Below are 26,439 nucleotides of genomic sequence, written 5' to 3'. Positions count from 1 at the left end.
TGCAACCCTGACAGGATGAGAAAATGGTTACTTTCCAGACTAATCATGGCGATATCGTCATCAAAACTTTTGATGACAAAGCCCCGGCTACCGTAAAAAACTTCCTTGAATACTGCCGTGAAGGCTTTTACGACAACACCATCTTTCACCGTGTGATCAACGGTTTTATGATCCAGGGCGGTGGTTTTGAGCCGGGCATGAAGCAGAAAGACACCAAAGATGAGATCCGTAACGAAGCCAGCAACGGCCTGAAAAACACCAAAGGCACGTTGGCAATGGCGCGTACTCAGGCACCACACTCTGCGACCGCCCAGTTCTTTATTAACGTGGCAGACAACGACTTCCTGAACTTCCGTGACGAAAGCCTCCAGGGCTGGGGTTACTGCGTGTTCGCTGAAGTGGTTGAAGGGATGGATGTGGTTGAGAAAATCAAAACCGTCTCTACCGGCCGCAGCGGCATGCACCAGGATGTGCCGAAAGATGACGTGATTATTCAAAAAGTTACCGTCAGCGAATAATGTCGCACGCGCTGTTTATCGCAGATCTCCATCTGTGTACTGAAGAACCGGCAATCACTGCCGGTTTTCTGCATTTTTTGCGCCGTGAAGCACAGCACGCTGATGCGCTGTACATTCTTGGTGACCTGTTTGAAGCCTGGATTGGCGACGACGATCCCAACCCGCTGCACGCAGAGATCGCCCATGCGCTGCATCAGCTCGACATTCCCTGCTACTTTATTCACGGTAATCGCGACTTTCTGTTGGGCAAGCGTTTTGCCCGTGCAGCCGGAATGACCCTGCTGCCCGAAGAACAGGTGCTGGAACTGTACGGCAAGCGCCTGCTGATTATGCACGGCGACACGTTGTGCACTGACGATGGCGGCTATCAGCGTTTTCGCCAGAAAGTGCAGCAGCGCTGGCTGCAAAAGCTGTTTCTCGCCCTGCCGCTGTTTATGCGCCAGCGTATCGCGTTAAAAATGCGCGACGGTAGCAAACAGGCTAACAGCACTAAAGATATAGCGATCATGGACGTTAACCCGCAGGCGGTATCTGAGGCGATGCATCGTCATAACACGCCGCTGTTGATCCACGGCCATACGCATCGTCCGGCGGTGCACCAGCTTGAGATTGACGGCCAGCCTGCGCAACGCCTGGTGCTGGGGGCCTGGCACCAGCAAGGCTCAATGATCAGAGTCAGCGATGATGAGATCAGGCTGATTTCCTTCCCATTCTGAAGCGCAATCTGGCGCTGTTTCGCGCTACGCAACCGTTTTCCTTCCCGCGCAGTCGTGATATTCTCTCTGCCCTTCCCACCCGGTAGCCAGTCTCTGCGCTGCCACGGTGACGTTTTACAATCACAGGAGTCAGACCCGCATGTCATCCAACGCCGCACCGGCCCGCATTGCTATTGTTATGGGTTCCAAAAGTGACTGGGCCATCATGCAATTTGCTGCGGAAATCCTCACCAGCCTGGACGTTCCGTTTCACTGCGAAGTGGTATCAGCCCACCGCACGCCGGACAAGCTATTCAGCTTCGCTGAGCAGGCCGCAGATAAAGGCTATCAGGTGATTATTGCCGGTGCAGGCGGCGCGGCGCATTTGCCGGGTATGCTGGCAGCGAAAACGCTGGTACCGGTACTCGGCGTGCCGGTTCAGAGCGCCGCACTAAGCGGGGTCGACAGCCTCTATTCCATCGTGCAGATGCCGCGCGGCATTCCGGTCGGCACGCTGGCGATAGGTAAAGCCGGGGCCGCCAACGCCGCCCTGCTGGCGGCGCAGATCCTCGCGCTGCATGACAGCGGCCTGGCGCTCCGCCTCACGGACTGGCGACAGGCGCAGACTGATGAGGTGCTGAACCATCCGGACCCGCAGGAGGAAGCATGAAACCGGTCTGCGTATTAGGTAATGGTCAGCTCGGGCGCATGCTGCGCCAGGCCGGTGAGCCGCTGGGGATTGCCGTTTATCCGGTCGGCCTGGACGCCGAGCCGCAGGCGCTGCCCATCGCACAAAGCGTGATCACCGCCGAGATTGAGCGCTGGCCGGAAACCGCGCTGACACGCGAGCTTGCCGATCATCGCGCCTTTGTTAATCGCGATATTTTCCCACTATTGGCGGATCGTCTGACGCAGAAGCAGCTGCTTGACCGTCTGGGCCTGGCAACGGCCCCCTGGCAGCTGTTATCCGCCGCCGACCAGTGGGCGCAGGTGTTCACCACCCTCGGCGAACTGGCGATCGTCAAACGCCGTACCGGCGGCTACGACGGGCGCGGCCAGTGGCGTCTGCGCGCCAGCGAAACCGCAACCCTGCCCGGCGAATGCTACGGCGAGTGTATCGTCGAACAGGGCATCAACTTCTCGGGTGAAGTGTCACTGGTTGGCGCTCGTGGCCATGACGGCAGCACGGTATTCTATCCGCTGACCCATAACCTGCATCAGGACGGCATACTGCGCACCAGCGTGATGCTGCCTGACGTCAATGCGCAGCACCAGCAGCAGGCGGAACGTATGCTGTCGGCCATTATGAATGAGCTGAACTACGTTGGTGTGATGGCGATGGAGTGCTTTGTGGTGCCGGAAGGTCTGCTGATCAATGAGCTGGCGCCCCGCGTGCACAACAGCGGTCACTGGACGCAGAACGGTGCATCAATCAGCCAGTTTGAACTGCATCTGCGCGCGATCCTCGGCCTGCCGCTGCCCACTCCGGTGGTCAATGGCCCTTCTGTGATGGTCAACCTGATTGGCACCGACATCAATACGGCGTGGCTCAGTGAGCCGCTGGTGCATCTGCACTGGTATGACAAAGAGGTGCGTGCCGGGCGCAAGGTTGGCCACCTGAATCTGGCAGACACCAGCCCGCTGGCACTTAGCACCGCGCTCAATGCTCTGGTGCCCATACTGCCTGCGGAATATGCCAGCGGTATGGCCTGGGCAGTGGATAAACTGGTTTAAGCCATCAACCCGGCGGGCCGAAAAACGAAAGTTTCAGGCCCGCCGCGGCAAATCTCCCCGTTAGCCTGACTCATATCCCCGAAACAGCGCCTTGCCCTTCAGCAGACGTACGCCCAGCCAGCCGCCGCACAGTGACAGCAGCAGCGCACCGGTTAACGGCAGCGCCAGCCACAGCGTAAAGTCCGGCTGCCACGGGAAGTCAAAGACCTTGCGCTGTAATCCCCACAGCGCCACTTCAGCCCCAATGGTCGCCGCCACGCCCGATACCACGCCAAGCATCGCAAATTCGCACCATAGCGTGCCACGCAGCAGCTTCTTGCTGGCACCCAGCGTGCGGTAAACCACCAGCTCCTGTCGCCGCTGGCGCATCCCCACCTGGACTTGTGCCAGTAGCAGCAGTACGCCGCAGGCGGTAACCAATACCACCATGATCTCCAGCGCCTGACTCACCTGCGCCAGCACCTGACCTATCTGACGTAAGATGGTGCCGATATCCAGCAGGCTTAAAGTGGGGAACTGACGGTTAAGCTGCGCCAGCAGTGCATTATTGTCATTGATGCGGAAGCTGGTCAGCCAGGTCTGCGGCTGGTTATCGAGCGCGCCGGGCGGGAAAATAATGAAGAAGTTAGGCTTCAGGCTCTCCCAGTCCACCTTACGCAGGCTGCTGATTTTAGCGCTGAACTGCTGGGTATCCCCGGTGAAGGTTAGCGTATCGCCCAGTTTTACCCCCAGCCGCTCTGCCAGCCCCTGCTCAATTGACACTTCGCCTTCCTTCGGCGGCCAGCTGCCTGCGGTAAGCGGGTTATGTCCCGGCAGATCTTTGAGCCAGGTCAGATTCAGTTCACGATTGAGCGATTCGTCCTGCGCCGGGTCCGCTGGCTGCTGATTAATACCGGTCAGGCGCGCACGCACCACCGGATAGAAGGTTTCCGGCTGCACCTGATGCTGTTGCAGAAATGACGCAACCTGCGGCACCTGCTGTGCGGTGATATTGAGCAGGAAGTAGTTCGGGCTGTCCGGCGGCAGCTGCTGCTGCCACCTGTCCAGCAGATCTCCGCGCATCACCAGCAATAACGCCAACAGCATAAACGACAGCGAAAACGCCGCCAGCTGGCTAAGAGTCGTCCACGGCTGGCGCAGCAAACGGTTGACCGCCAGGCGAAATGCCAGGTTGCGCAGCGTCAGCCGTCGGAGCAGCAGCAGACCTGCCCATCCGATGACTCCCAGCAGCAAGGACAGCAGCACAATACCCGCCACCAGCGCCCACAGCAGTTTACTTCCCCCCACCAGCAGCGCCAGCAGGCCGATCACCACCGCCAGCATGGCGGGCAGATAAAACTTCAGCGGCCAGATATTCGCCACCGTATCGCCTCGCAGCACGCGCAGCGGCTGGGTTGCCAGCAGCAGTCGATATGGGCGCAACCCAACCAGCAGTGAAATAGTCAATAATGACCCCAGCGCCCACAGCCACGGCCAGCCGCTGGCGGCCGGTAATTCACCCGGTAATACCGGGCGCAACATACGCAGCAGCAAGGTCTCAAAACCCAGTCCAATCGCGCTGCCCACCAGCGCGGCCAGCAGCAGTACCGCCAGCCACTGGCCGATGATCAGCTTGCGCAAGGCGTAGCGATTTGCGCCAAGCGTTTTCAGGACGGCCACCAGATCGTAACGGCTGCGGCAATAGTGGTTCATCGCCACCGTCACTGCGGCAATCGCCAGCATCAGCGTCAACAGGGCAGACAGCAGCAGAAACTGCTGGGCGCGCTGCATTGATTTACCTAATGCGTCGCCGGAGTTTTCAACGCTAATCCAGCGCTGTTCAGGGGTAAGCCGTGTGGCAATGTAGCTGTCATATCGCGCCAGCTGCGCCGGAGTTCCGGAAAATTTATAGCGCCAGGTGACCCGACTGCCGGGCTGGACAGCGCCGGTTTTTTCCACGTCGGCCAGGTTCATCAGCAGGCGCGGCGCGGTCTGAAACGGATTAAAGCCCGCATCCGGCTCCTGGAGCACCTCCCCGTCAATACGCAGTGTGGCATCGCCAACGTCCAGGTTATCCCCGGCTTTACGTTCGAGTAGATCCAGCAGGCGCGGCGCGACCAGCACCGTACCTACCGCCGGTTTTAGCCCGACGGGGGCGGTGGACAGCTGGCCAAACATCGGATAGAGATTATCCACCGCCTTCACCGAAGCCAGCTGCGGCGTATCACCGGCAAAGGTCATGGTCATAAAGGTCAGCTGTCGCCCTACCTGTAGCCCTTCGGCGCGCGCCTGCTCCAACCATTCCTCCGGTACTTCGTTGGCGCTGCGCAGGGTACGGTCACCGGCCATAAAGTCACGGCTTTGCTGCGTCAGCCCTTTCTCCATGCGGTCGCTAAGCGAGCCGAGCGCCAGCACGCAGGCCACCGCCAGCGTCAGCGCCAGCCAAACGATCAGCAGCGAGGGGGATTTCCACTCGCGCCAGAACCAGCGCCAGATCATGCTTCCTCCCACAGCTTGCCGTCACGCAGACGCAAACGCCGATCGCAGCGTGCGGCCAGCTGTTCATCATGGGTGACAAGGATCAGGGTGGTGGCGTGATCGCGGTTCATGCTGAACAATAGATCGACGATACGTTCGCCGGTTTTGCGGTCCAGATTGCCGGTCGGCTCATCGGCAAACAGCAGCGCCGGGCGACCGTTAAAGGCGCGGGCCAGCGCCACGCGCTGCTGCTCACCACCAGAAAGCTGGGCGGGTAGATGGCCGAGGCGCTCCCCCAACCCAAGCTGGCCTAGCAGCGTAGCCGCCTGTTCACGGCTCTGCCTGTCGCTCTCACCGCGCAACAGCGCCGGGAGCTGCACGTTCTCCTGCGCATTAAGGGTTGGCACCAGCATAAAAGACTGGAAGACGAAGCCGACATTTTGCGCGCGCAACTCCGCCCGCTGCTCCTCATTCATCTGATGCAGCGGCTGGCCGAGCATCATCACGTCTCCCGCGCTGCCGTCATCCAGTCCGGCCAAAATCCCCAGTAGGGTCGACTTGCCCGATCCCGACTCACCGATCAGGGCAATGGTTTCAGCCGGTTTGACAACCAGCTCAACTCCGGTAAGGATGGACAGTTGATGCTCACCCTGACCCACGGACTTACTAAGATGATGAACTTCAAGAATGTTTTCCGCTGGCATTACTGGTTCCTGTTTTTAATGGCTTTTATGACGCTGCGTGCGACGGCGGCAGATACGCTGCTGGTGCTGGGCGACAGCCTGAGCGCCGGTTATCGTATGTCCGCCAATGCCGCATGGCCCGCGTTACTCAATGATAAATGGCAAAAATCCCCTACTATCATTAACGGTAGCATAAGCGGCGATACGACGGCACAGGGACTGGCCCGACTTCCGGCCCTGCTAAAGCAACATCAGCCTCGCTGGGTACTGATTGAGCTGGGGGGCAACGATGGTTTACGTGGGTTCCCTCCGCAGCAGGTCGAACAGGATCTGAACCAGGCCATTGCTCAAATCCAGGCAGCAAAGGCGCAGCCGTTGCTGATGCAGGTGCGGCTGCCGGCCAATTACGGTAAACGCTACACGGATTCATTTGCCGCTATCTATCCCAGACTGGCCAGTCAGCATGCTATCCCACTGATCCCGTTCTTTATGGAACAGGTCTACCTGAAGCCAGAATGGATGCAGGATGACGGCATTCACCCCAATCCCGCTGCCCAGCCTTTTATTGCGGAACTTATGGCAAAACAGTTGGCTTCCTTAGTTAAGCATCAGGCATCGGGTAGCGTGGGGAATGATGGGTAATGAAATAGCGCACAAAACGTTGCCCCACTCTTACCAATAGCACATAAAAACCAGATCGGTTATCAGTCCATTGCGATGAACCAGGTTTATTAAGAGCACAAAAATTTATGCAAAAAAGTATCGTGATTACCGGCAGTTCCAGCGGTATCGGCCTGGTCGCCGCTAACGACCTGCTGCGCCGTGGCTACCATGTGATTGCCACCTGCCGTAAACCGCAGGACGTGGAGCGGATGACCCAACTGGGGTTCAGCGGCGTGCTGCTGGATCTTGATGATGCCGCCAGCGTTGCGCGCGCGGCGGATGAAATTATCGCGTTGTGTGATGGCCGTCTGTTTGGCCTGTTTAACAACGGGGGTTTTGGACTGTATGGCCCGCTGCAATCGATATCACGCCAACAGCTGGAGCAGCAGTTCGCGACCAATCTGTTCGGCACCCACCAGCTTACCATGCTATTGCTGCCTGCCTTGCTGGCTTCGGGCAATGGGCGCATCATCAATACCAGTTCGGTGATGGGGCTGATCTCCACGCCCAAACGCGGTGCCTATGCCGCCAGCAAATATGCGCTGGAAGCCTGGTCCGACGCCTTGCGTATGGAGCTGCACGGCAGCGGGGTGCGCGTCAGCCTGATTGAACCCGGGCCAATCAGCACCGGCTTCAGCGATAATGTTCAGCAGGCGCAGCAGGACAAACCGGTGAAAAATCCGGGCATTGCCGCACGCTTTACCCTGCCCCCGCAGGCGATTTTACCCAAGCTGCGCCATGCGCTGGAGAGCCGCCATCCACGCCTGCGCTACCCTGTGACTCTGGTCACACACAGTATGAATGTGTTACGCCGTTTGCTGCCGGGCTGGATGATGGATCTGATTTTGCGCCAGAATTAAGCGCCGGGCCTTGAAGCACCGACGCCCGCCCCAATACAGTACTAAACTTACGTAAAAAGAGACGAATTGATGTCATCACAAGCCCAGATTGTCGAGATTAATGAAACTAACCTGCACCAGACGCTGGAACAGTCGATGCAGATCCCCGTGCTGTTCTATTTCTGGTCAGAGCGCAGCCCGCACTGTCAGCAACTGACACCGCTGCTTGATCGTCTGACGCAGGAGTATGCAGGTCAGTTTATTTTGGCAAGGCTGGATTGTGATGCCGAATCGGCCGTAGCACAGCAGTTTGGCCTGCGTTCAATTCCGACCGTTTATCTGTTCCAGAATGGCCAGCCGGTTGATGGTTTTCAGGGGCCGCAGCCGGAAGAAGCGGTACGCGCCCTGCTGGAAAAGGTGCTACCTAAAGAAGAAGAGCTAAAGGCACAGCAGGCTATGCAGCTGATGGATGAAGGCAAAGCGATCGAAGCCCTGCCGCTGCTGAAAGATGCCTGGGCTTTGAGCAAACAGCGCAGCGATATCGGCTTTCTGCTGGCGGAAGTGTTAATTAACCTGAACCGCAGTGAAGAAGCCGAAGCCGTGCTTAACGTGGTGCCGTTGCAGGATCAGGATACGCGCTATCAGGGGCTGGTGGCACAAATTGAGTTGCTAAAACAGGCAGCGGATACCCCGGAGATCCAGCAGCTACAGCAGCAACTTGAGGCTGCCCCTGACAATGCGGAGCTGGCAACCCAACTGGCGCTACAGTTTCATCAGGTCGGACGTAATGAAGAGGCGCTGGAGCTGCTGTTCAGCCATCTGAAAAAAGATCTTTCCGCCGCCGATGGACAGGCGCGTAAGATGCTACAGGAGATCCTCGCCGCGCTGGGCACCGGCGACGCACTCGCGGCAAAATATCGCCGCCAGCTTTACTCTCTGCTTTACTAACCTGCGGGGGTTTGAGGACTGTTTCTGCTGAAATCGACGGGACGAACCGCCTTGCGGGTTCGTCCATCAATACGGACGCGAAGGAAAGCGACCGCTCCTGAATAAACAATGTGGAGGTTATTTATGCTGACTGCTATCCCCGTCCTTATCGTGCTGGCCCTGATTATCGTCTGGTCAGGCGTTAAAATCGTCCCACAGGGTTTCCAGTGGACGGTCGAACGTTTCGGCCGCTACATCAACACCCTGCAACCAGGCCTTAACCTGGTGGTGCCCTTTATGGACCGTATCGGCCGTAAAATCAACATGATGGAGCAGGTGCTGGATATCCCCTCGCAGGAGATTATCTCGAAAGATAACGCCAGCGTCACCATCGACGCCGTATGCTTTATTCAGGTCGTTGACCCGGCGCGGGCCGCCTATGAAGTCAGTAATCTACAAGTGGCGATCATCAACCTCACCATGACCAATATGCGCACCGTGCTGGGGTCAATGGAGCTGGACGAAATGCTGTCGCAACGCGACAACATCAATACTCGCCTGTTGCAGATCCTAGATGAAGCCACCAATCCGTGGGGCATAAAGATTACCCGTATTGAGATCCGCGATGTACGCCCTCCGGCAGAGCTGATTGCTTCAATGAATGCGCAAATGAAAGCTGAGCGAACCAAACGCGCGGATATTCTTGAGGCCGAAGGGGTACGCCAGGCGGCAATTCTGCGCGCCCAGGGCGAGAAACAGTCGCAGATCCTGAAAGCCGAAGGCGAACGCCAGTCTGCCTTCCTGGCAGCCGAAGCGCGTGAACGCAGTGCGGAAGCGGAAGCGCAGGCGACGAAAATGGTATCCGCAGCGATTGCTGCTGGAGATATTCAGGCCATAAACTACTTTGTGGCGCAAAAATATACCGACGCGCTGCAACATATTGGCTCTTCAACCAACAGCAAAGTGGTGATGATGCCGCTTGAGGCCAGCACTCTTATGGGGTCGATTGCCGGTATCAGCGAACTGTTAGGTGAAAGCAAACAGGAGCGTAAACGCTGATGCTCGACATGCTATTAGCGAATCCGTGGTGGTTATGGCTGACGCTGGGTGGTCTGCTGCTGGCTGCCGAAATGCTTGGTGCCAGTGGCTATCTGCTGTGGAGCGGTGTGGCCGCCATGCTGGTTAGCCTGCTGGTGTGGCTGGTGCCATTGCCGTGGGAATGGCAGGGACTGAGTTTTGCAGCGCTAACCATTCTTGCTGCCCTCTGGTGGTATCGCTGGCTGAAGAGCCGTGAGCAACGACATCCTCCTTCCACCCTCAATCAGCGCGGCCAGCAGCTTATTGGTCGCCAGCTGACGCTGGACGCGGCGCTGGTAAACGGTTTTGGCCATGTGCGCATTGGTGACGGCAACTGGCGCGTGCAGGCGGATGAAGACCTTCCGGCGGGCACGCGGATAGTTGTCGTGGCGGTGGAAGGAATTACGCTACGCGTGGTGGCAAGCAGCGTTTAATCGGCTTTCATCACGTGACCGCAGCCGGACAAATGGTTAATGATCGGGCACTCTGCACCGTTGTCGCCAGGACAACTGGCGGCAAGATCGAGTAGCTTTTGGCGCATTAGCTGGAGTTCGCTGATATGAGACTCGATTTCTGCCGCTTTCTCCAGCGTGCGTGCTTTCACATCCGCGCTGTGCCGCGCCGGGTCATTAAACAAGCTAACCATTTCCCGACACTGCTCCAGATTAAACCCCACCTGACGAGCCTGACGCAGCAGCGTCAGCTCCTCCAGATGCTTCGCGCTGTAGCTGCGGTAGCCGTTTTCAGTGCGCAATGGTGGCGTGACCAGACCTTTCTCTTCGTAAAAGCGGATTGCTTTACGGGTTAACCCGGTCTTTTTTGCCACATCGCTGATATTCATGATTGCTCCTTGACCTTCACCTTGATGGAAGGTTTAACCTTCATAACTAATGTAAAAACCGCTCCGGGTCAATCCGGATCAACAGGAGAGATATTATGCCGCACACCACCCTACTGACGCTGGACGGATTGTCCTGCGGACACTGCGTAAAGCGGGTAAAAGAGGCGCTGGAACAGCGCGCGGACGTGGAGCAAGCGGAGGTCAGTCTCTCCGAAGCACGCGTGAGCGGAACTGCCAGCGCAGAGGCGCTGATCGCTACGGTTACCGGGGCCGGCTATCACGCCAGCCTGGCTGACGCAGCAACGTCCCCAAAGACTGACCCGCTGACAGACTCAGACATACAGCCGGAAGCGCTGACAGCGGCAAAAACCGAGCTTCCGGCACCACACAATGACAGCTATCAGCTACTGATCGACGGTATGAGCTGCGCCAGCTGCGTGAGCCGTGTACAGAGTGCGCTGCAAGATGTCCCCGGCGTCAGCCAGGCGCGGGTCAATCTTGCCGAGCGTAGTGCGCTGGTACTGGGTTCCGCGCTGCCGCCCGTATTAATAGAAGCGGTTAATCGCGCTGGCTATGGTGCGGAAATCATTGAAGATGAGACAGAACGGCGGGAAAAACAGCAGCAAAGTGCACTGGCGGCGGTAAAGCGCTTCCGCTGGCAGGCGGCGCTGGCATTGACACTGGGTATTCCTTTGATGGTCTGGGGGATGTTCGGTGACAATATGATGCTCACCGCAGATAATCGCGGCAGCTGGCTGGTGGCAGGCATACTGACTCTGCTGGTGATGATCGTGGCCGGCGGCCATTTCTACCGCAGTGCATGGAAAAGCCTGTTAAATCGCCGTGCAACGATGGATACGCTGGTGGCACTGGGTACCGCCGCCGCATGGCTTTACTCGATCACCGTTAATCTATGGCCTGACCTGTTCCCGATGGCGGCACGTCATCTCTATTACGAAGCCAGCGCGATGATTATCGGCCTGATCAACCTCGGCCACATGCTTGAGCAGCGCGCACGCCAGCGCTCGTCACAGGCGCTGGAAAAATTGCTCGATCTCACGCCCCCCACCGCACGCGTGGTGACTGAAGCGGGCGAACAAATTCTACCATTGAGCGAGGTTCAGCTGGCGATGACGCTACGCGTGATGACCGGCGACCGCGTACCGGTAGACGGCACCATTATTCAGGGTGAAGCCTGGCTGGATGAAGCAATGCTCACCGGCGAAGCCCTCCCGCAGCAGAAATCAGTAGGTGATACGCTGCATGCCGGAACCGTGTTGCAGGACGGTAGCGTGCTGTTGCGGGCGAGTGCCATCGGCAAAAATACCACCCTGGCACGTATCATTCAGCTGGTGCGCCAGGCGCAAAGCAGTAAGCCAGAAATCGGCCAGCTGGCGGATAAAATCTCAGCGGTATTTGTCCCGGTGGTGGTGGCAATAGCGCTACTGAGCGCCACAGTCTGGTATCTGTTCGGCCCGGCACCTCAGCTGGTCTACACCCTGGTGATTGCCACTACCGTGCTGATTATTGCCTGTCCCTGTGCGCTGGGTCTCGCCACGCCGATGTCGATCATTGCCGGCGTGGGGCGTGCCGCCGAGTTCGGCGTACTGGTGCGGGATGCCGATGCGCTACAACGCGCCAGCACCCTGGACACGCTGGTTTTTGATAAAACCGGCACGCTGACCGAAGGCACGCCGCGCGTGGTCGAGATGGTGCTGTTCAACCATGCCAAACGCCAGACGGTGCTGCAACAGGCTGCCGCACTGGAACAGGGTTCCAGTCATCCTCTGGCACGAGCCATCGTTGAGCATGCCGGACTGCCCACGCTGCCGGAGGTTGCGCAATTTCGCACCATAGCGGGTAAAGGCGTCAGCGGCGTCCTCGACGGCACTCCCCTGCTGCTGGGCAATGTCGCGCTGATGGCTCAACAGCAAATTGCTACCGATAGCGTTGCACCAAAGATGGCTGAACTGGCTTCAACCGGTGCCACACCGGTCCTTCTGGCAGCGGACGGCGAGATAGTTGCGCTGTTTGCCATTCGCGATGCGCTTCGTCAGGAGAGCGTCAGTGCGCTGCAACGCCTGCGCAAACAGGGCTACCGCCTTGTGATGCTGACCGGTGACAATGAAATAACCGCTAAGGCTATTGCTCGCGAAGCGGGGATCGATCGCGTGATTGCCGGCGTGCTGCCGGGCGGTAAAGCGGCGGCCATTAGCGCCCTCCAGCAGCAGGGACAGCAGGTTGCCATGATTGGCGATGGTATTAATGATGCTCCGGCGCTGGCCCAGGCGGATGTTGGTATTGCGATGGGCAGCGGCAGCGATGTGGCGATTGAAACGGCGGCAATCACGCTGATGCGCCAGGATCTCAATGCGTTGGTGGATGGACTGGCCATTGCCAAAGCCACACTGCGCAATATGAAGCAGAATCTGTTGGGCGCATTTATTTATAATGCCTGCGGTATTCCGCTTGCTGCTGGCGTGCTGTATCCGCTAACCGGAACGTTACTTAGCCCGGTCGTGGCCGGGGCAGCAATGGCACTTTCGTCAATCACAGTGGTGAGTAATGCCAATCGCCTGATCCGCTATCGTCCGCCAAAGTGACCAATAGCGGCGCGTTTATTGCTGTCAGACAACGACCGTTCGCGTTAGCATGGTGGCAATAAGCGAAAGAGGTGAAACATATGGGAACACTGGTGCACAGGCTGCTACTGCTGTGGCGCGGGCTTCGCGCGGTACGCTATCGTTACCCGGCTGTGGACATCACCCTGGGAACACGGCAGCTACATCTGGTGGGAAGTATTCATATGGGAACGGGCAATATGAAGCCGCTCCCGGCGCTACTGACAGATCGCTTACGGCATGCCGATGCGCTGATTGTCGAAGCGGACATCTCCGCTGGCGCTTCGCCCTTTAACGACAGTGAAATATGCCTACCGCTGGCGCAACGTCTCCCGGAGCAGCAGCTGTACCTGCTGCAACGCCGCTGTGAAGAGTTGGATATCGATCCTCTGCGGGTAGATACCCTGCCAGCCTGGCAGATTGCCTTAATGTTGCAGGCGCAGCAGGCGCAGCGCCTTGGGCTGCGTGCCGATTGTGGCATTGATTATCAACTGCTACAGGCCGCACATGCGCAACAAATAAAAGTTGTCGAGCTTGAGGGGGCGTTAACCCAGCTGGCGCTGCTGAACTCACTGGCGGATAACGGCCTGCCGCTGCTGGAAGACACCCTGAAACACTGGCACACTAATGCCCGTCTGCTGCAAACGATGGTGAGTTGGTGGCTGGAAGCTCCGTCGGGTAGCATGCGCAAACCCGAGTTGCCCAACACCTTTAGCAGCAGCCTGAATGATTTGCTGATGACCCAGCGTAATCTGCAATGGAGCCGTTTCATGCAACAACTCCCGCCGGGTCGTTATGTGGTCGCCGTTGGCGCACTGCATCTGTATGGCGAGGATAATTTGCCTGGCCTGCTAAGCGGCGGCTAAAAAAAGGGCCGATATTGCTATCGACCCGTCAAATAAGGACATCATTATGATTTTAGTTATCGTTTCTGCATTTAGCCGAAACGGGCGCTAATTGTCGCTTAAACTGTAGTCATGCACCAGTGTTTTTATTTATCAATCGTTCATACTGTTCGCAGCACACAATGGAAGGCCTGTAATTATGACACCTGCGGTCAAACTCCTTGAAAAACAGAAGATCGCCTTTATGCTGCATGCTTACGCACATGACGGCAACGAAACCCACTTCGGCGATGAGGCGGTGCGCAAGTTAAATCTTGATGCAAACCAGGTCTATAAAACGCTGCTGGTCGCGCTGAATGGCGATAATAAAACGCTGGCGGTCGCGGTGACTCCGGTCGCTGGGCAGCTGGACTTAAAGCAGGTAGCCAAAGCCTTGGGTAGCAAAAAAGTTGAGATGGCCGACCCGCAGTTTGCCCAGCGCAGCAGCGGTTATTTGCTGGGCGGTATCAGCCCAATCGGCCAGAAGAAGCGCCTGCCAACGATAATCGATGGCAGCGCAGAACAGTTTGCCACCATCTATGTTTCAGGCGGCAAACGCGGACTGGATATTGAGATGGCACCGCAGGATCTGGCACAGCTGCTCAGCGCCCGTTTTGCAGATATCGCGGTATGCAAAAAATAACAGACACAATTAATCAGGACGCTGGGCGATAAGCCGATCGATCATCCACTGTCCTGCTGGCCCGGGAGGCGAACGGCGCGAGCTGACCACATCAACCTGAATGCTCTGCGGCCAGCCCGCCACCGGCAGTTCACGTAGCAGTCGGTGACCAAACTGCTCGGTGAGCCAGCGTGGTAAAATACTCCAGCCGAAACCCTGTTCGGCCATCTCCAGTAATAACAGATATGAGGGTGCCAGCCAGACTTTTCCGGCAGATATCGGCATCCGCTCCACCCAATTATTCAGCCGCAGTTCACGCACCTTGCTCAATTCAGCCTCATTCACCAGCGCCTGACGCGCCAGCGGATGATCCTGATGCAGGTAAATCGCCATTTGTGCCTCGACCTGGAGGCGCTGTACGTTAATGTCCGGTGGATAGTGCTGCTGCGCGCGGAGTACACCAATATGCGCCCGGCCACTTTGTAGCAGATCAATCACATCTTCGTTTTCCGCAATCATGCACTCAAACTCAATATCGGGATAGCGGCTGGCAAAACGTTGCAGCAGGAGTGCGTGGTAGTCAGCCTGCCAGAAATCGGTAGTGACCAGCCGCAGACAAGGTTCCACTTCCCCTGCCAGGCGCACCGCCAGACTGTCCAGCTGCGCCGAGGCGCTCAGGATCTCCTTCACCTGCACCAGCGCACGCTGACCGTTTTCGGTCAATACCGGGCTACGGGCGGTACGGTCGAATAAGATAAACCCCAGATCGCTTTCCAGATTCGCTATGGCGGTACTGATGGTGGACTGGCTTTTGCGCAGTGCGCGCGCCGCAGCGGAAAATGAGCCGCTTTCCACTGTCTGAACAAAGGCTTCCAGAGATTCCGGAGAGTAGCGCACTTATGTATCGCTTTTATCGATGGATGGTCATTTTATCTTAGCAAATAAAACGTGGAAAATGGTGCTCATAATAGATTAAGGAGGATATATGTCTGGTCGTACTCTCAAAGAACGTTTTTATCATGCGGCTGGCTTTGAGCTATTGGCTATTCTGCTGATATCACCGCTGGCTGCCTGGGCAATGGAAAAGCCGTTGTTCCAGATGGGTGCACTGGCGATCGTACTGTCGACGGTAGCGATGTTATGGAACATGGTTTATAACGCAGGTTTTGATCGGCTGTGGCCCCGTGGCAAGGTGCAACGCGGGCTGATATTGCGCGTACTGCATGCGCTGGGTTTTGAAGGGGGCTTTATTGCTATTGGCCTGCCGATTGCCGCATGGATGCTGGGGGTTACTCTGTGGCAGGCATTCCTGATTGAGGTGGCTTTCTTCCTGTTTTTCCTGCCGTATACAATTTTTTATAACTGGTTATACGACAAGGTTCGTGAACGCTTGATGGCATCATCCCGCAAACCCGCGCTGAACAAGCAGGCTTAAAACACACGGCGAACATTTCCTCAGGGCGGCCGACTTAACGGTCGGACCGCCCTTTTTATGCGGGTGCTAAGGCTTTATCGCCGCCGCGTTATCGCTTGCCACAGTATTTTGCGCCTTCTTCAGATACACAATTTCCCCGTCCGGCTGGTAGCTGGCCGCATCAAGAGGAGAATGGCTCTGAATGTACTGTTTTAAGACTTCAGCATCGACAAATCCGCTATTCACGTAGCCGGGTAGCTTATCCACCTGCGGATAACCGTCACCGCCGGTGGCGTTAAAACTCAACATCGCAATACGGTAGGTTTTATCCGCTGACAGCGGCTTACCATCGATCTTGATATCACTCACCCCAGAACCATCGGCCACCAGACTGACGCCGGAAAACTGCGCGTAGGCACCGGAATCGACCTGCTTGTTGGCGACGACCGCAAGATATTTTTCGACTTCACTGCCTTTCATATCAACCCAGGCCAGGGTATTACCAAATGGCTGCACTTTCAAAACGTCTTTATAGGTGATAGCACCGGCTTCAATCGAATCACGCACCCCGCCGCCGCTCATCAGCGCAAAATCGGCCTGAGCGCGCTCTTTCAAACCCGCAAGGATCAGGCGTGCCATACTAGTCTGCACAAAACGGACTTTGGTGCGGTCGCCTTCAAGATGACCGTTGACGCTGCCAATTTTCACGCCCAGCTGCTGTTGTCCCTTTTGCTGGAATGGCGTTAAGAGCTTTTGCACCCCAGGATTTTTGGGTATTTCAGTCGTGTAGTTTACCCAGCTGGTGCTACCGTCAGCATTCTTTAACTTGTGCTTCAGATTGATCGGCACCAGCTGATAATTAACCAGCGTCAGCTTGCCGTTACGGAAGGTAAAGTCAGCACGGCCAATATATTTGCCCCACTCATGGGCCTGTACGATCCAGGTGCCATTCTGACGATCCGGCGTGCAGGGGCTGCCCGGCACATAATCCACCTGTTTCAGGTTTTCTTTGGCCATACATACCGGGTTCTGTGAATGACCTCCGACGATCATATCCAGGTAGCCTGCGGGCAGCGCACGCGCCATCTCGACATCGCCCGGCGCGTTAGACCCGTGCTGGCCATTGTCATAGTGCCCCATATGCGTTGCGGCAATGATCACATCCGGTTTTTCGTTGGCACGCAGCTCGTCGACGACCGCTTTGGCTTCCGTAGCGGGTTGATGGAACTGCATATCGGTGAAGTATTCCGGGTTACCGATCTTGGCCGTATCATCGGTTGTCAGGCCGATAACGGCAATTTTCAGGCCCATACGGTTGAACAGCGCGTAAGGCTGGAACAGGCGTTTGCCGGTGCTTTTCTGGTAGATATTGGCCGAAAGCAGAGGGAATTTCGCCCACTTCTGCTGCTGACGCAGTACCGAAAGCGGGTTATCAAACTCATGATTGCCAATCGCCATCGCATCGTAGCCAATCATATTCATTGCGCGAAAATCCGGTTCGGCATCCTGCAAATCGGACTCTGGTACGCCGGTATTGATGTCCCCCCCAGAGAGGATAAGCGTTGCGCCGCCGTGAGTCTGCACCTCGTAACGTATCCGATCCATCATGGTTTTCTGTGCTGCCAAGCCATATTCATCATGTTCGTTCGGCCAGAAACGACCGTGGTGATCGTTGGTATGCAGCACGGTAAACTTGTAGGTTCGGTCTTTTACCCACGCCTGAGCCATCAACGGTGCGCTCAACAACGCAACCGTCACGACGCCGATAAGACTTCTTTTAAAAATGGCCACTCGCTTCTCCTTGTTAAATCCCCAGAATGTGAAAAATAATTAGTTTTTATGATGCCTGGCAGATTATGCCGCAGGAATGCTACTAAAAGGGCACCGCTCTGACTTATATTGTTGCAAATTGGCGGGTGACAGGCACTCAACAACGATAACTCAATGACAGGATACTATAATGACAGGCGTCAATACGGCCCTCCGGCCAGATCCTCCAATGAAACGTACCGCTTTTGGCGTGCTCAGCGCAATCAGTGTGGCCCACCTGCTAAACGATATGATTCAGTCGCTTATTCTTGCGATTTATCCTTTGCTGCGGGAAGATTTTTCCCTTAGCTTCGTGCAGATTGGCTTGATCACCCTGACTTATCAACTCACCGCTTCACTGCTTCAGCCGCTGATTGGTCATTTTACCGATAAACATCCGCAGCCGTGGTCACTGCCTGTCGGGATGGGCTTTACGCTTTGCGGTGTGATACTGATGGCCGTGGCCAGCCATTATGCGATGATTTTGCTGGCGGCTGCGCTGGTCGGGACAGGCTCCTCGGTGTTTCACCCTGAATCCTCACGAGTCGCTCGTATGGCCTCCGGCGGGCGTCATGGCCTGGCGCAGTCCTTGTTTCAGGTCGGCGGCAATCTGGGTAGCTCTTTCGGGCCGCTGCTGGCGGCGCTGATTATCGCTCCGTACGGTCGCGGAAACCTTGCCTGGTTCTCACTGGCGGCACTGCTGGCTATTATTGTACTGTTGCAGATTGGTCGCTGGTATCACACGCAGCATGTGACGGCCAAACGCCATGCGCCAGCAGCCAATCACGCGCTACCGCGCCGTCAGGTGGTGTGCGCGATGACTATTCTGCTGGTATTGGTGTTCTCAAAATACTTTTATCTCACCAGCCTGAGCAGCTTTTACACCTTCTATTTAATGCATAAATTCGGCCTATCGATACAAAATGCCCAGCTGCATCTGTTTGTCTTTCTGTTTGCCGTGGCGGCCGGGACAATTATCGGCGGCCCGGTTGGCGATAAAATAGGCCGTAAGCGGGTGATCTGGGTATCTATTCTCGGCGTAGCGCCCTTTACCCTGTTGCTGCCTTACGCCAATTTGTGGTGGACAGGAGTCCTGTCGGTGGTGATTGGGGTGGTGCTGGCTTCCGCGTTTTCCGCCATTCTGGTCTATGCCCAGGAGCTTATGCCAGGCCGTATCGGTTTGGTTTCCGGTCTGTTTTTCGGTTTTTCATTCGGGATGGGGGGGTTAGGTGCTGCCTTGCTCGGCGTGGTTGCCGATCGCTATAGTATTGAGCTGGTATATCAAATCTGCGCTTATCTTCCTCTTCTTGGCATACTGGCGGCTTTCCTGCCTGATAACCGCCATAAATAGCATTACCCCGGGACTAATGAATGAAATTAGTACCGGGAATTTCTCTTTGATTACCTGCTTTTCCTACTGATAAGTGGTTAAAATCACACACTGTGATGACTTTATCTGAATAATTGTTATTTTTTACGCTTATCACCCATAATGACAAGCGCCATGTTGCAATATGCCATACACTTATAAGAGACCATCACACTCATTTTACGCTTCGTCTGACTCGGGTTGCGGGGAACGGCAACTCTGCGCCTGATTAACCCGCAATATGACGAGTGCGCAGATAAAGGAGGCAAGCATGCACCACACCACACCGCTTATCACCACCATTGTGGGAGGCTTAGTTCTTGCCTTCCTGTTCGGTATGCTGGCAAACCGCCTGCGCATCTCTCCTTTAGTCGGCTATCTGCTGGCCGGCGTGCTGGCCGGGCCTTTTACTCCTGGCTTTGTCGCTGATACCAATCTGGCACCGGAACTGGCCGAGCTGGGGGTGATCCTGCTGATGTTCGGGGTGGGCCTGCACTTCTCACTGAAAGATCTGATGGCAGTCAAATCGATCGCTATCCCCGGTGCCGTGTTACAGATTGCCGCCGCTACGCTGCTCGGAATGGGGCTGTCGTGGGCGCTGGGATGGCCCCCGATGACCGGCCTGGTGTTCGGACTCTGCCTTTCAACCGCCAGTACCGTGGTGCTACTGCGTGCGTTAGAAGAGCGACAGTTAATTGACAGCAAACGTGGGCAGATCGCTATCGGCTGGTTGATTGTTGAAGATCTGGTGATGGTGCTGGCGCTGGTGCTGCTGCCTGCCGTGGCCGGGCTGTTCGAAGAGGGCAATGCCAGCGTAACGATGGTTCTGTTCGACCTGCTGATCACCATCGGAAAAGTGGTGGCCTTTATGGTGCTGATGATGGTTGTGGGCCGACGCGTAGTGCCGTGGATCCTCGCCCGGAGTGCAGCCACCGGCTCACGCGAGCTGTTTACCCTGTCGGTGCTGGCCCTGGCACTGGGTATTGCCTTTGGCGCAGTAGAGTTCTTTGATGTCTCCTTTGCACTGGGCGCTTTCTTTGCAGGAATGGTGCTCAACGAGTCGGAGCTAAGCCATCGTGCCGCACACGATACGCTTCCGCTACGTGACGCCTTCGCGGTGCTGTTCTTTGTCTCGGTGGGGATGCTGTTCGACCCAATGATCCTTGTCCAACAGCCGCTGGCGGTGCTGGGTGCGCTGGCAATCATCGTTCTCGGTAAATCACTGGTTGCACTGCTTCTGGTGCGCTTATGTGGTCACTCCAACCGCACGGCGTTAACCATCTCCGTCAGCCTGGCGCAGATTGGCGAATTTGCTTTTATTCTCGCCGGACTGGGGATTTCGTTGAACCTTCTGCCGGAGAGTGGGCGTAATCTGGTGCTGGCCGGAGCCATTCTGTCGATTATGCTTAATCCTATCCTGTTTGCCCTGTTGGAGCGTTACCTGGTTAAAACGGAAAGCCTCGAAGAGCAGGCGACAAAAGAGACCGAGGAAGACGAAAAACAAATCCCCGTCGATCTCTGTCATCACGCGATCATCGTCGGCTTTGGCCGCGTTGGCAGCCTGCTAGGCAGCCGCCTGATGGCAGCCGATATTCCGGTGGTCGTCGTGGAAAACAGCCGTGCCCGGGTAGAAGCCTTGCGCGAACGCGGTATCCCGGCGGTACTGGGTAACGCAGTGCTCAGCGATATCATGGATCTGGCGCGCCTTGATTGTGCCCGCTGGCTGCTACTGACCATCCCCAACGGCTACGAATCCGGCGAAATCGTCACCGCCGCGCGGGAAAAACGGCCCAATATTGAAATTATCGCCCGTGCCCATTATGACGATGAGGTGGCCTACATTGAGGAACGCGGTGCAGATCGCGTGGTGATGGGTGAACGCGAGATCGCCAATAGCATGCTGAATATCATGCTGCCGCTCCCGGATGAAAAACCGGCTGCGTGTCCGATTTAAGATAACTTGATGCGATTAGGGGCTGAATGGGTAACCGATCGGCCCCGATAAACCGCGTTCTGGTTTAATTTTTATCCCCCCTCCCCCTTCTTTTTACGAAAAAGTAGGCAATGCTTCTCCGGGTAAAAGAGTGATGTACAGGAAATGGTTAATCATCCTGTACATGTCGATAAATATCAGCGTTCCCAGTACGACTCTTCCAGGCTGTCTTCACGCTCGGGCAGGCCGCGCGTCAGACGGGGGGAGTGCTGGTTCAGTACCTGATAACTGACGCGGTTTGCGTACTTGCATACCTGCGCCAGTGAAGAATAGGTCAGATAGTTACGCGCATGTTTACTGGAATTGGGGACGTTAGCACGATGGAAATTATTGGCGGTAATATCGTGTAACACCGCCGCCAGTGCACCGTCGCCAGCCCCGTTGGTATTCATGATCTTTTCCGGCCCGCCCATATAAGGAGCGATGTGGGAAAAAATTCGCAGCGGTTGGCTACAGTCCTGACGGCGCATTGCCCGACTAAATTCATATTGGTTAAATTCAGGGATCGCACCGGGTAACAGCGGATGTTGGGTCACGCGTTTACCGGACTCTTCGGTAAATGCAGCCATATACAATCCGTTCGGGCCAGCGGTACACAACACCAGATCAACCCAGTCGAGAGCTACATTCGCCGCCTGAAGCGGATCTCGTTCGCCTGTCAGCTCAAAGGCTTCATCTTCATTCATCGCCACGACAGAGACGTGATCGCGGATAAAATCGCGCCAGAACTGCGGATTATCCGCAATTACGTATTTGGTGCCCAGCGTCAGCACGACCGGCACGTTATGCTTTTTCGCCCATTTAATCGCCTGCATGGTAGCAAGCGGCATCGGTTCGCCCGGGCTGCAACGTACCAGATAGGAGGTGAGTACCAGCGCCGAAGCACCGGCAATCACCGCTTCGGGAATGCTTTCCGGCTGCAGTTGGTTCATCATTCCCGGACTGATCGCAAAGGTACGTTCACCCTTTTCACCGATCAACGTAAAACAACGGCCAATCGCCCCTTCCACTCCCTGTAAGTAGTTGAGATCGGTACGACTGGAGGTATTGCACAGATAGCGGTAAGCATACCCCCCAATCTGCACGTTATTACACATTACGCCGAGGAGCACCGATCGGTCGTCCGCCAGTACCGAGTAGTTATGCAGGGTATTACCGATGGTGCCGCCGGCAAACTGATGGGTAATAAGATTGTCCCGTTGCAGTTCGCCGTATAGCGCTTCGGCGACATCATCGGTGATGACCAGTGAATGGCCGATACTCAGCCCATAGCGGTGGACAAACTCGTCATCTACTTTTGCTTCAATATCGACCAGGATCTGATCGATGCCGACGATCCAGCTGCTGGCAGCTTCATTTTCCGGCTGTACCGGTTGCAGTAGCGGGTCGCGCGCGCTGACGGGGAAATAATGTTTGGATTTACGTTGACCGGGGAATTTCATGATTGCGGATTGCTGGCAGAGAAACAGGGCGCAATGATAACACAATTGCACCCTGTCAGGATTGTCTCTGGGCGGGAGTAGCCCAAGACAATTAGCGGTACTGATTCACCAGTTCAAGCATCATGGTGATGTGAGCTTCATCATCATTAAGCGCCGGAATGTATTCAAAGCTCGTGCCGCCCGCGTGCAGGAAGATTTCGCGATTCTCTCCGTTGATCTCTTCCAGGGTCTCGAGACAGTCAGACGCAAAACCCGGACTCATGATCTGCACATGTTTTACGCCTTTGCCCGGCAGTGATTCCATCGTTTTATCGGTGTAGGGCATCAGCCAGGGCTCACGGCCAAAGCGTGACTGGAAAGTCAACATCGCTTCATCATCACCCAGCCCCAGAGACGCTTTCAACGCTTCAAAGGTTTCATAGCAGCGCTGTGGATAATCGTCGCCTTCATCCGCAAAACGCTGCGGAATGCCGTGGAATGAGGTGACTAACAGGTCAGGCTTACCGTGCTGCGCAAATGAGCGTTCGACAGAGGCTTTCAACGCCGCGATATAGGCCGGATGCTGCGCGTAGTCACGGATAAAATGGACCGATGGCAGGCTGCGGTAGCCGGCGAAAACCTGGGTAATACCATCCCAAACCGCTGCCACGGTCGAACAGGAAAATTGCGGATAGAGCGGCAGTACGATAAGCCGGGTGACCCCTTCGGCCATCAGGCTATCAATGGCACTCTTCAGGCTGGGATTACCGTAGCTCATCCCCAGCGCAACAGGCATATCCAGCCTCGCGGCCAGAGCATTGCGCTGCCGCTGGCTGTAGACCATCAGCGGCGATCCCTCATCCATCCACACCGAGGCGTACAGTTTCGACACGCGCGGCGATCGGATGGGCAAAATACCGAAATTCAGCAGCGGCCACCACAGCCAGCGTGGCGCATCGACCACGCGCTTGTCGCTGAGGAACTGTTTCAGATAACGTTTTACGGCTGAAGTGGTTGGGGCATCAGGTGTGCCTAAGTTCACCAGCAGCACGCCAGGTTTATCTTGCCTCATTGCTATTCCTTGATTGAGTGACAGGGTCAGTGATGTAAACCTGACCTATTTTAGCGGAAAAAGGCGTGGGTGGAACCGATTGCTGTAATCGAGCCAGGCCTGGCCTGGCTCACAGCATTAACCGAGGATATGAGCCAGCTCTGCGCTGACTTCGGTCACTTTACGGGTACCGTCGATTTTATGGTAAGCCGTGTTACCCGCCGCCGCCTCTTTGCTGTAATAAGCAATCAGCGGGGCCGTCATCTGATGGTATTCAACCAGACGTTTACGTACGGTTTCTTCCTGATCGTCTTTACGCGTGCTGAGCTCTTCGCCGGTTACGTCGTCTTTCCCTTCCACTCGCGGTGGGTTGAAGGTGACATGATAAACCCGGCCGGATGGTGTGTGCACCCGGCGTCCGACGATACGCTCAACAATCAACTCATCAGGGACATCAAATTCCAGCACGTTGTCGACCTTGATGCCCGCTTCCTTCATCGCATCAGCCTGTGGGATCGTGCGCGGGAAACCGTCCAGCAGGAAACCATTGCGGCAGTCTTCCTGCGCGATACGCTCCTTGACCAGCGCGATAACCAATTCGTCAGTTACCAGTTTACCGGCGTCCATAATCTCTTTAGCTTGCTGACCCAGCTCCGAACCGGCTTTCACTGCGGCGCGCAGCATATCACCCGTAGAGATTTGCGGAATACCGTATTTCTCCATAATGAACTGAGCCTGAGTCCCCTTTCCTGCACCCGGAGCTCCGAGCAGAATAATACGCATTGCGTAAATCCCCTTGCGAATTGCTTTAATAAGCACATTAATTTGAGGGCACGAACATACCATTATGCCCCGTTTTCCACAAGGAAGGGCATGGTTATGCCACAGGGGAGCAGTGCGTTGCAGACGCCTGACGGCCGGCGTATATCGACTGTGAAATCACCGTAATAATAATGATTACCCCCCAATAACTGTTTGAATTATCGGTATTTCACCTAAAAAAAGATACATCCAAAGCGGCGCTAACGCCGTTTCCAGCAGTCAAAACAGCCCGGCATGAGTCGGTGAGACGAATCGGGTTGATAAAGTGATTAGCCCCCTCGCCAATGGCATAATCAGAGCGCCTTCGGCAATAACCCAACCAACCTGCTCTGCCGACAGCATTTTTACCCCGCTGACCACATCGGGGCCGCTTACCAGCACGATCAGTACCGAGGCCAATAGCACTGCGAGCGAAGGCAGCCCAACCGTTCCGCCGCTAACGCGAGAACTGAAGATAAAGGCCAGCGCCATTGAGATTGCCGTTGCCAACGCATAAAGGTTAGCCTCGCCGTTGTGGCCCATGCCGCGCCCGGACATGACGGTAGCCACACCGATAATACCTGCCAACGCTGCCAGCATGACGCTGCGATCGATGGCCACCTTGAAGAACACACGAGAGATCAGCGCCGACATAAATGTCGTACCGGAGATGATCGCCAGTACCGTCGCCACGTTACCCCGGTTCAGGGCATTAACGAAACGGGCAGAGGCGATGCAGAAGGACAGCTACGGCCAGGGACGCTTTCATTTTTCCTCCCACAGTTTGATAAAATTCCGTTTCACCTGTTCGGTCATATCTACCGGCTGGCTGCCATCGCCACGTACCCAGCATGACAAACGCACCGTGTTGGTATGGGGGAAATAACTGCCCCCCGCTTCCTTAACCTGCTGTTGCCGTTCAGCACTCAGTGTTGATACTGGAAAGCAGCAAAATGGCAGGTCGGGCGCGCTGACTGAGCAAAAGTCTCTTCCTGCCGCATTTTTTACCTCTAGCTGGCGGATCTGAGCAACGTTAAACGGCTGCCAGCTCCCGCTACGCACATTTTCCAGCGCCTCTTGCAACGGTTTATCTGAAGAGGTGGACTCTTCGAACAGGCGCAGTTCACTACGCATCAGCGTGCTGAAGTGTTCAGAGCGCAGAGCAATAATTGCCAACCCAACGGTTAGCGAAGCGTGTTTATGTAAAGGTGCGACAAACGCCGAACTCTCTGCAATCAGCTCTCGGTGGCGATGAGTGGCAAAACTATGAGAAGCATCAACCACGCCCTTACCCTTGCAATCTTTCAGGCTGTTAACTTCCCCCGTGTAAGGATTAACATGGGTAATTATCGGCACGCTGCCCGGCGCGCTGGTATGCGCTAAAGATGAGTTAAACAGCTCTGAGACGGGTTGATAATGAGCATGCTTCGCCAGACACAATGCGGCTTCCTGTTTATAGAAAAGATGTGAAAGGATCACCAGGCCAACCCGTACCGACTGGACGAAGAACAGATCGTAATCATGTAGTTGATATATGCGCGTAAGCTCTTCACGAAGTTCGTTTTTTATCATATTAACTCGCTTATAAAACCGATCGCCATGCACCTGCTGCAACTGCGGGGAAAGGGAAGAGGCATCCATCAGTTGATTAGCCCTTGTTGAAATAACAATGGCATAACGTTGTTGCGCAAAATCGATCCGACCGCAATATCGCAAGGCGGTTGGCGAGAGTTAACCCACGTCATCTCTTCCATTTCATTATCCGCACGCGGCTGACCCATAATCTTAACAAAATAGAGAGGGTTCTCTATTGCCTGCGCTTCAGACAGCTTAGACGATCCTCTCCCGACTGGGGTTTGCCACCGGGGGAAATAAAATATCGCTCCCCCGTTTACGGGTCAGTAACAGCGAACGCTAACGAATGATAATCGCCGCACATGTCACTCTTGTTTTCATCTCAACTCCGGATGACATAATCCACCGATCGCGTCACGACTGTTCAATCAAACTCCGGTTGCAG

24 protein-coding genes and 1 pseudogene are annotated in these 26,439 nt (G+C 55.8%); 15 read left to right on the top strand and 10 right to left on the bottom strand.

Annotated features, from left to right (window positions below):
• Nucleotides 1–23: 23 nt before the first annotated feature.
• From ppiB to purK, 4 genes are all read left to right on the top strand, one after another.
• A complete protein-coding gene (ppiB, locus tag EPIR_RS05360) occupies nucleotides 24–518 on the top strand; it encodes a peptidylprolyl isomerase B (RefSeq protein WP_023654292.1) in 495 nt (164 codons plus the stop codon).
• Nucleotides 518–1,234, top strand: a complete 717-nt coding sequence (gene lpxH, locus EPIR_RS05355) for a UDP-2,3-diacylglucosamine diphosphatase (RefSeq protein ID WP_023654291.1) — start codon at nucleotides 518–520, stop codon at nucleotides 1,232–1,234. The genes ppiB and lpxH overlap by 1 nt, the downstream gene beginning before the upstream one ends.
• A gap of 139 nt (nucleotides 1,235–1,373) precedes the next feature.
• Nucleotides 1,374–1,883 (top strand): 5-(carboxyamino)imidazole ribonucleotide mutase, encoded by a 510-nt coding sequence (purE, locus tag EPIR_RS05350; RefSeq protein ID WP_023654290.1) that lies wholly within the window; start codon nucleotides 1,374–1,376, stop codon nucleotides 1,881–1,883.
• Complete coding sequence (purK, locus tag EPIR_RS05345) at nucleotides 1,880–2,947, top strand: 5-(carboxyamino)imidazole ribonucleotide synthase (protein ID WP_023654289.1); 1,068 nt, start codon at nucleotides 1,880–1,882, stop codon at nucleotides 2,945–2,947. The genes purE and purK overlap by 4 nt, the downstream gene beginning before the upstream one ends.
• 60 nt (nucleotides 2,948–3,007) lie before the next feature.
• On the opposite strand, the gene ybbP is transcribed toward purK, so the two are convergent.
• The gene (gene ybbP, locus EPIR_RS05340) at nucleotides 3,008–5,425 is read right to left on the bottom strand and encodes a putative ABC transporter permease subunit YbbP (RefSeq protein ID WP_023654288.1); all 2,418 of its coding nucleotides are present in this window, start codon (nucleotides 5,423–5,425) and stop codon (nucleotides 3,008–3,010) included.
• On the bottom strand, nucleotides 5,422–6,108 hold the full coding sequence (ybbA, locus tag EPIR_RS05335) for a putative ABC transporter ATP-binding protein YbbA (RefSeq protein ID WP_048696963.1): 687 nt from the start codon (nucleotides 6,106–6,108) through the stop codon (nucleotides 5,422–5,424). The genes ybbP and ybbA overlap by 4 nt, the downstream gene beginning before the upstream one ends.
• Between ybbA and tesA the strand changes: the two genes are divergently transcribed.
• The 5 genes from tesA to EPIR_RS05310 all read left to right on the top strand — a co-directional run bounded on the left by tesA (nucleotide 6,076) and on the right by EPIR_RS05310 (nucleotide 10,027).
• A complete protein-coding gene (tesA, locus tag EPIR_RS05330; RefSeq protein WP_157037499.1) occupies nucleotides 6,076–6,729 on the top strand; it encodes a multifunctional acyl-CoA thioesterase I/protease I/lysophospholipase L1 in 654 nt (217 codons plus the stop codon). The two genes, ybbA and tesA, sit on opposite strands and share 33 nt — an antisense overlap.
• Nucleotides 6,730–6,836: 107 nt before the next feature.
• Nucleotides 6,837–7,610, top strand: a complete 774-nt coding sequence (locus EPIR_RS05325) for an SDR family oxidoreductase (RefSeq protein WP_023654286.1) — start codon at nucleotides 6,837–6,839, stop codon at nucleotides 7,608–7,610.
• A 69-nt stretch (nucleotides 7,611–7,679) separates the two neighbouring features.
• Complete coding sequence (locus EPIR_RS05320; RefSeq protein ID WP_023654285.1) at nucleotides 7,680–8,537, top strand: co-chaperone YbbN; 858 nt, start codon at nucleotides 7,680–7,682, stop codon at nucleotides 8,535–8,537.
• Nucleotides 8,538–8,660: 123 nt separating this feature from the next.
• The gene (locus EPIR_RS05315) at nucleotides 8,661–9,575 is read left to right on the top strand and encodes an SPFH domain-containing protein (RefSeq protein WP_023654284.1); all 915 of its coding nucleotides are present in this window, start codon (nucleotides 8,661–8,663) and stop codon (nucleotides 9,573–9,575) included.
• Nucleotides 9,575–10,027: an NfeD family protein gene (locus EPIR_RS05310; protein ID WP_023654283.1), complete on the top strand. Its 453-nt coding sequence runs from the start codon at nucleotides 9,575–9,577 to the stop codon at nucleotides 10,025–10,027. Before EPIR_RS05315 ends, EPIR_RS05310 begins: the two co-directional genes overlap by 1 nt.
• Here the strand turns inward: EPIR_RS05310 and cueR are convergent.
• Nucleotides 10,024–10,434 (bottom strand): Cu(I)-responsive transcriptional regulator, encoded by a 411-nt coding sequence (gene cueR, locus EPIR_RS05305; protein ID WP_023654282.1) that lies wholly within the window; start codon nucleotides 10,432–10,434, stop codon nucleotides 10,024–10,026. The two genes, EPIR_RS05310 and cueR, sit on opposite strands and share 4 nt — an antisense overlap.
• A gap of 95 nt (nucleotides 10,435–10,529) precedes the next feature.
• Here cueR and copA point away from each other — a divergent pair, with 95 nt between their 5' ends.
• From copA to ybaK, 3 genes are all read left to right on the top strand, one after another.
• Nucleotides 10,530–13,037 carry a copper-exporting P-type ATPase CopA gene (copA, locus tag EPIR_RS05300; protein ID WP_023654281.1) on the top strand — a complete coding sequence of 836 codons (2,508 nt, stop codon included), beginning with the start codon at nucleotides 10,530–10,532 and terminating at the stop codon, nucleotides 13,035–13,037.
• A gap of 80 nt (nucleotides 13,038–13,117) precedes the next feature.
• Nucleotides 13,118–13,921: a TraB/GumN family protein gene (locus EPIR_RS05295; RefSeq protein WP_023654280.1), complete on the top strand. Its 804-nt coding sequence runs from the start codon at nucleotides 13,118–13,120 to the stop codon at nucleotides 13,919–13,921.
• 178 nt (nucleotides 13,922–14,099) lie between these two features.
• Nucleotides 14,100–14,582, top strand: coding sequence for a Cys-tRNA(Pro)/Cys-tRNA(Cys) deacylase YbaK (gene ybaK / locus EPIR_RS05290; RefSeq protein WP_023654279.1), 483 nt, complete (start codon nucleotides 14,100–14,102; stop codon nucleotides 14,580–14,582).
• 9 nt (nucleotides 14,583–14,591) lie between these two features.
• Here the strand turns inward: ybaK and EPIR_RS05285 are convergent, their stop codons facing one another.
• Nucleotides 14,592–15,458 (bottom strand): LysR family transcriptional regulator, encoded by an 867-nt coding sequence (locus EPIR_RS05285; RefSeq protein WP_023654278.1) that lies wholly within the window; start codon nucleotides 15,456–15,458, stop codon nucleotides 14,592–14,594.
• An 88-nt stretch (nucleotides 15,459–15,546) separates the two neighbouring features.
• On the opposite strand from EPIR_RS05285, the gene EPIR_RS05280 reads away from it, so the two are divergent.
• Nucleotides 15,547–15,996, top strand: coding sequence for a multidrug/biocide efflux PACE transporter (locus EPIR_RS05280; RefSeq protein WP_023654277.1), 450 nt, complete (start codon nucleotides 15,547–15,549; stop codon nucleotides 15,994–15,996).
• 66 nt (nucleotides 15,997–16,062) lie between these two features.
• Here EPIR_RS05280 and ushA read toward each other — a convergent pair whose 3' ends face one another.
• Nucleotides 16,063–17,766 carry a bifunctional UDP-sugar hydrolase/5'-nucleotidase UshA gene (ushA, locus tag EPIR_RS05275; protein ID WP_023654276.1) on the bottom strand — a complete coding sequence of 568 codons (1,704 nt, stop codon included), beginning with the start codon at nucleotides 17,764–17,766 and terminating at the stop codon, nucleotides 16,063–16,065.
• A 169-nt stretch (nucleotides 17,767–17,935) separates the two neighbouring features.
• On the opposite strand from ushA, the gene EPIR_RS05270 reads away from it, so the two are divergent.
• Nucleotides 17,936–19,135 (top strand): MFS transporter, encoded by a 1,200-nt coding sequence (locus tag EPIR_RS05270; protein ID WP_023654275.1) that lies wholly within the window; start codon nucleotides 17,936–17,938, stop codon nucleotides 19,133–19,135.
• Between the two features lie 289 nt (nucleotides 19,136–19,424).
• Nucleotides 19,425–21,107 carry a YbaL family putative K(+) efflux transporter gene (ybaL, locus tag EPIR_RS05265; protein WP_023654274.1) on the top strand — a complete coding sequence of 561 codons (1,683 nt, stop codon included), beginning with the start codon at nucleotides 19,425–19,427 and terminating at the stop codon, nucleotides 21,105–21,107.
• A gap of 176 nt (nucleotides 21,108–21,283) precedes the next feature.
• On the opposite strand, the gene EPIR_RS05260 is transcribed toward ybaL, so the two are convergent.
• The 5 genes and pseudogenes from EPIR_RS05260 to EPIR_RS05240 all read right to left on the bottom strand — a co-directional run bounded on the left by EPIR_RS05260 (nucleotide 21,284) and on the right by EPIR_RS05240 (nucleotide 26,060).
• The gene (locus tag EPIR_RS05260; RefSeq protein ID WP_023654273.1) at nucleotides 21,284–22,588 is read right to left on the bottom strand and encodes an inosine/guanosine kinase; all 1,305 of its coding nucleotides are present in this window, start codon (nucleotides 22,586–22,588) and stop codon (nucleotides 21,284–21,286) included.
• A gap of 91 nt (nucleotides 22,589–22,679) precedes the next feature.
• Nucleotides 22,680–23,639, bottom strand: a complete 960-nt coding sequence (hemH, locus tag EPIR_RS05255; RefSeq protein ID WP_023654272.1) for a ferrochelatase — start codon at nucleotides 23,637–23,639, stop codon at nucleotides 22,680–22,682.
• Between the two features lie 117 nt (nucleotides 23,640–23,756).
• Entirely contained in the window at nucleotides 23,757–24,401 is a 645-nt protein-coding gene (gene adk / locus EPIR_RS05250; protein WP_023654271.1) for an adenylate kinase, read from the bottom strand.
• A 94-nt stretch (nucleotides 24,402–24,495) separates the two neighbouring features.
• Nucleotides 24,496–25,166, bottom strand: a pseudogene (locus EPIR_RS05245) (DMT family transporter); the annotation flags it as partial.
• Nucleotides 25,167–25,184: 18 nt separating this feature from the next.
• Nucleotides 25,185–26,060: a DUF6024 family protein gene (locus EPIR_RS05240; RefSeq protein ID WP_023654269.1), complete on the bottom strand. Its 876-nt coding sequence runs from the start codon at nucleotides 26,058–26,060 to the stop codon at nucleotides 25,185–25,187.
• Nucleotides 26,061–26,439 lie beyond the last annotated feature (379 nt).

This window comes from Erwinia piriflorinigrans CFBP 5888, from assembly GCF_001050515.1.
GTDB classification, from domain to species: domain Bacteria; phylum Pseudomonadota; class Gammaproteobacteria; order Enterobacterales; family Enterobacteriaceae; genus Erwinia; species Erwinia piriflorinigrans.
The sequence above is the reverse complement of the archived record's forward strand: the minus strand, read 5'-3'. Positions and strand labels throughout refer to the sequence as shown.

Bases quoted from the DNA above. Each gene is read 5' to 3' on its own strand.
- ppiB (WP_023654292.1), top strand. From the start codon at position 24: ATGGTTACTTTCCAGACTAATCATGGCGATATCGTCATCAAAACTTTT.
- lpxH (WP_023654291.1), top strand. From the start codon at position 518: ATGTCGCACGCGCTGTTTATCGCAGATCTCCATCTGTGTACTGAAGAA.
- purE (WP_023654290.1), top strand. From the start codon at position 1,374: ATGTCATCCAACGCCGCACCGGCCCGCATTGCTATTGTTATGGGTTCC.
- purK (WP_023654289.1), top strand. From the start codon at position 1,880: ATGAAACCGGTCTGCGTATTAGGTAATGGTCAGCTCGGGCGCATGCTG.
- ybbP (WP_023654288.1), bottom strand. From the start codon at position 5,425: ATGATCTGGCGCTGGTTCTGGCGCGAGTGGAAATCCCCCTCGCTGCTG.
- tesA (WP_157037499.1), top strand. From the start codon at position 6,076: ATGATGAACTTCAAGAATGTTTTCCGCTGGCATTACTGGTTCCTGTTT.
- ybbA (WP_048696963.1), bottom strand. From the start codon at position 6,108: ATGCCAGCGGAAAACATTCTTGAAGTTCATCATCTTAGTAAGTCCGTG.
- EPIR_RS05325 (WP_023654286.1), top strand. From the start codon at position 6,837: ATGCAAAAAAGTATCGTGATTACCGGCAGTTCCAGCGGTATCGGCCTG.
- EPIR_RS05320 (WP_023654285.1), top strand. From the start codon at position 7,680: ATGTCATCACAAGCCCAGATTGTCGAGATTAATGAAACTAACCTGCAC.
- EPIR_RS05315 (WP_023654284.1), top strand. From the start codon at position 8,661: ATGCTGACTGCTATCCCCGTCCTTATCGTGCTGGCCCTGATTATCGTC.
- EPIR_RS05310 (WP_023654283.1), top strand. From the start codon at position 9,575: ATGCTCGACATGCTATTAGCGAATCCGTGGTGGTTATGGCTGACGCTG.
- cueR (WP_023654282.1), bottom strand. From the start codon at position 10,434: ATGAATATCAGCGATGTGGCAAAAAAGACCGGGTTAACCCGTAAAGCA.
- copA (WP_023654281.1), top strand. From the start codon at position 10,530: ATGCCGCACACCACCCTACTGACGCTGGACGGATTGTCCTGCGGACAC.
- EPIR_RS05295 (WP_023654280.1), top strand. From the start codon at position 13,118: ATGGGAACACTGGTGCACAGGCTGCTACTGCTGTGGCGCGGGCTTCGC.
- ybaK (WP_023654279.1), top strand. From the start codon at position 14,100: ATGACACCTGCGGTCAAACTCCTTGAAAAACAGAAGATCGCCTTTATG.
- EPIR_RS05280 (WP_023654277.1), top strand. From the start codon at position 15,547: ATGTCTGGTCGTACTCTCAAAGAACGTTTTTATCATGCGGCTGGCTTT.
- EPIR_RS05270 (WP_023654275.1), top strand. From the start codon at position 17,936: ATGACAGGCGTCAATACGGCCCTCCGGCCAGATCCTCCAATGAAACGT.
- ybaL (WP_023654274.1), top strand. From the start codon at position 19,425: ATGCACCACACCACACCGCTTATCACCACCATTGTGGGAGGCTTAGTT.
- EPIR_RS05260 (WP_023654273.1), bottom strand. From the start codon at position 22,588: ATGAAATTCCCCGGTCAACGTAAATCCAAACATTATTTCCCCGTCAGC.
- hemH (WP_023654272.1), bottom strand. From the start codon at position 23,639: ATGAGGCAAGATAAACCTGGCGTGCTGCTGGTGAACTTAGGCACACCT.
- adk (WP_023654271.1), bottom strand. From the start codon at position 24,401: ATGCGTATTATTCTGCTCGGAGCTCCGGGTGCAGGAAAGGGGACTCAG.
- EPIR_RS05240 (WP_023654269.1), bottom strand. From the start codon at position 26,060: ATGGATGCCTCTTCCCTTTCCCCGCAGTTGCAGCAGGTGCATGGCGAT.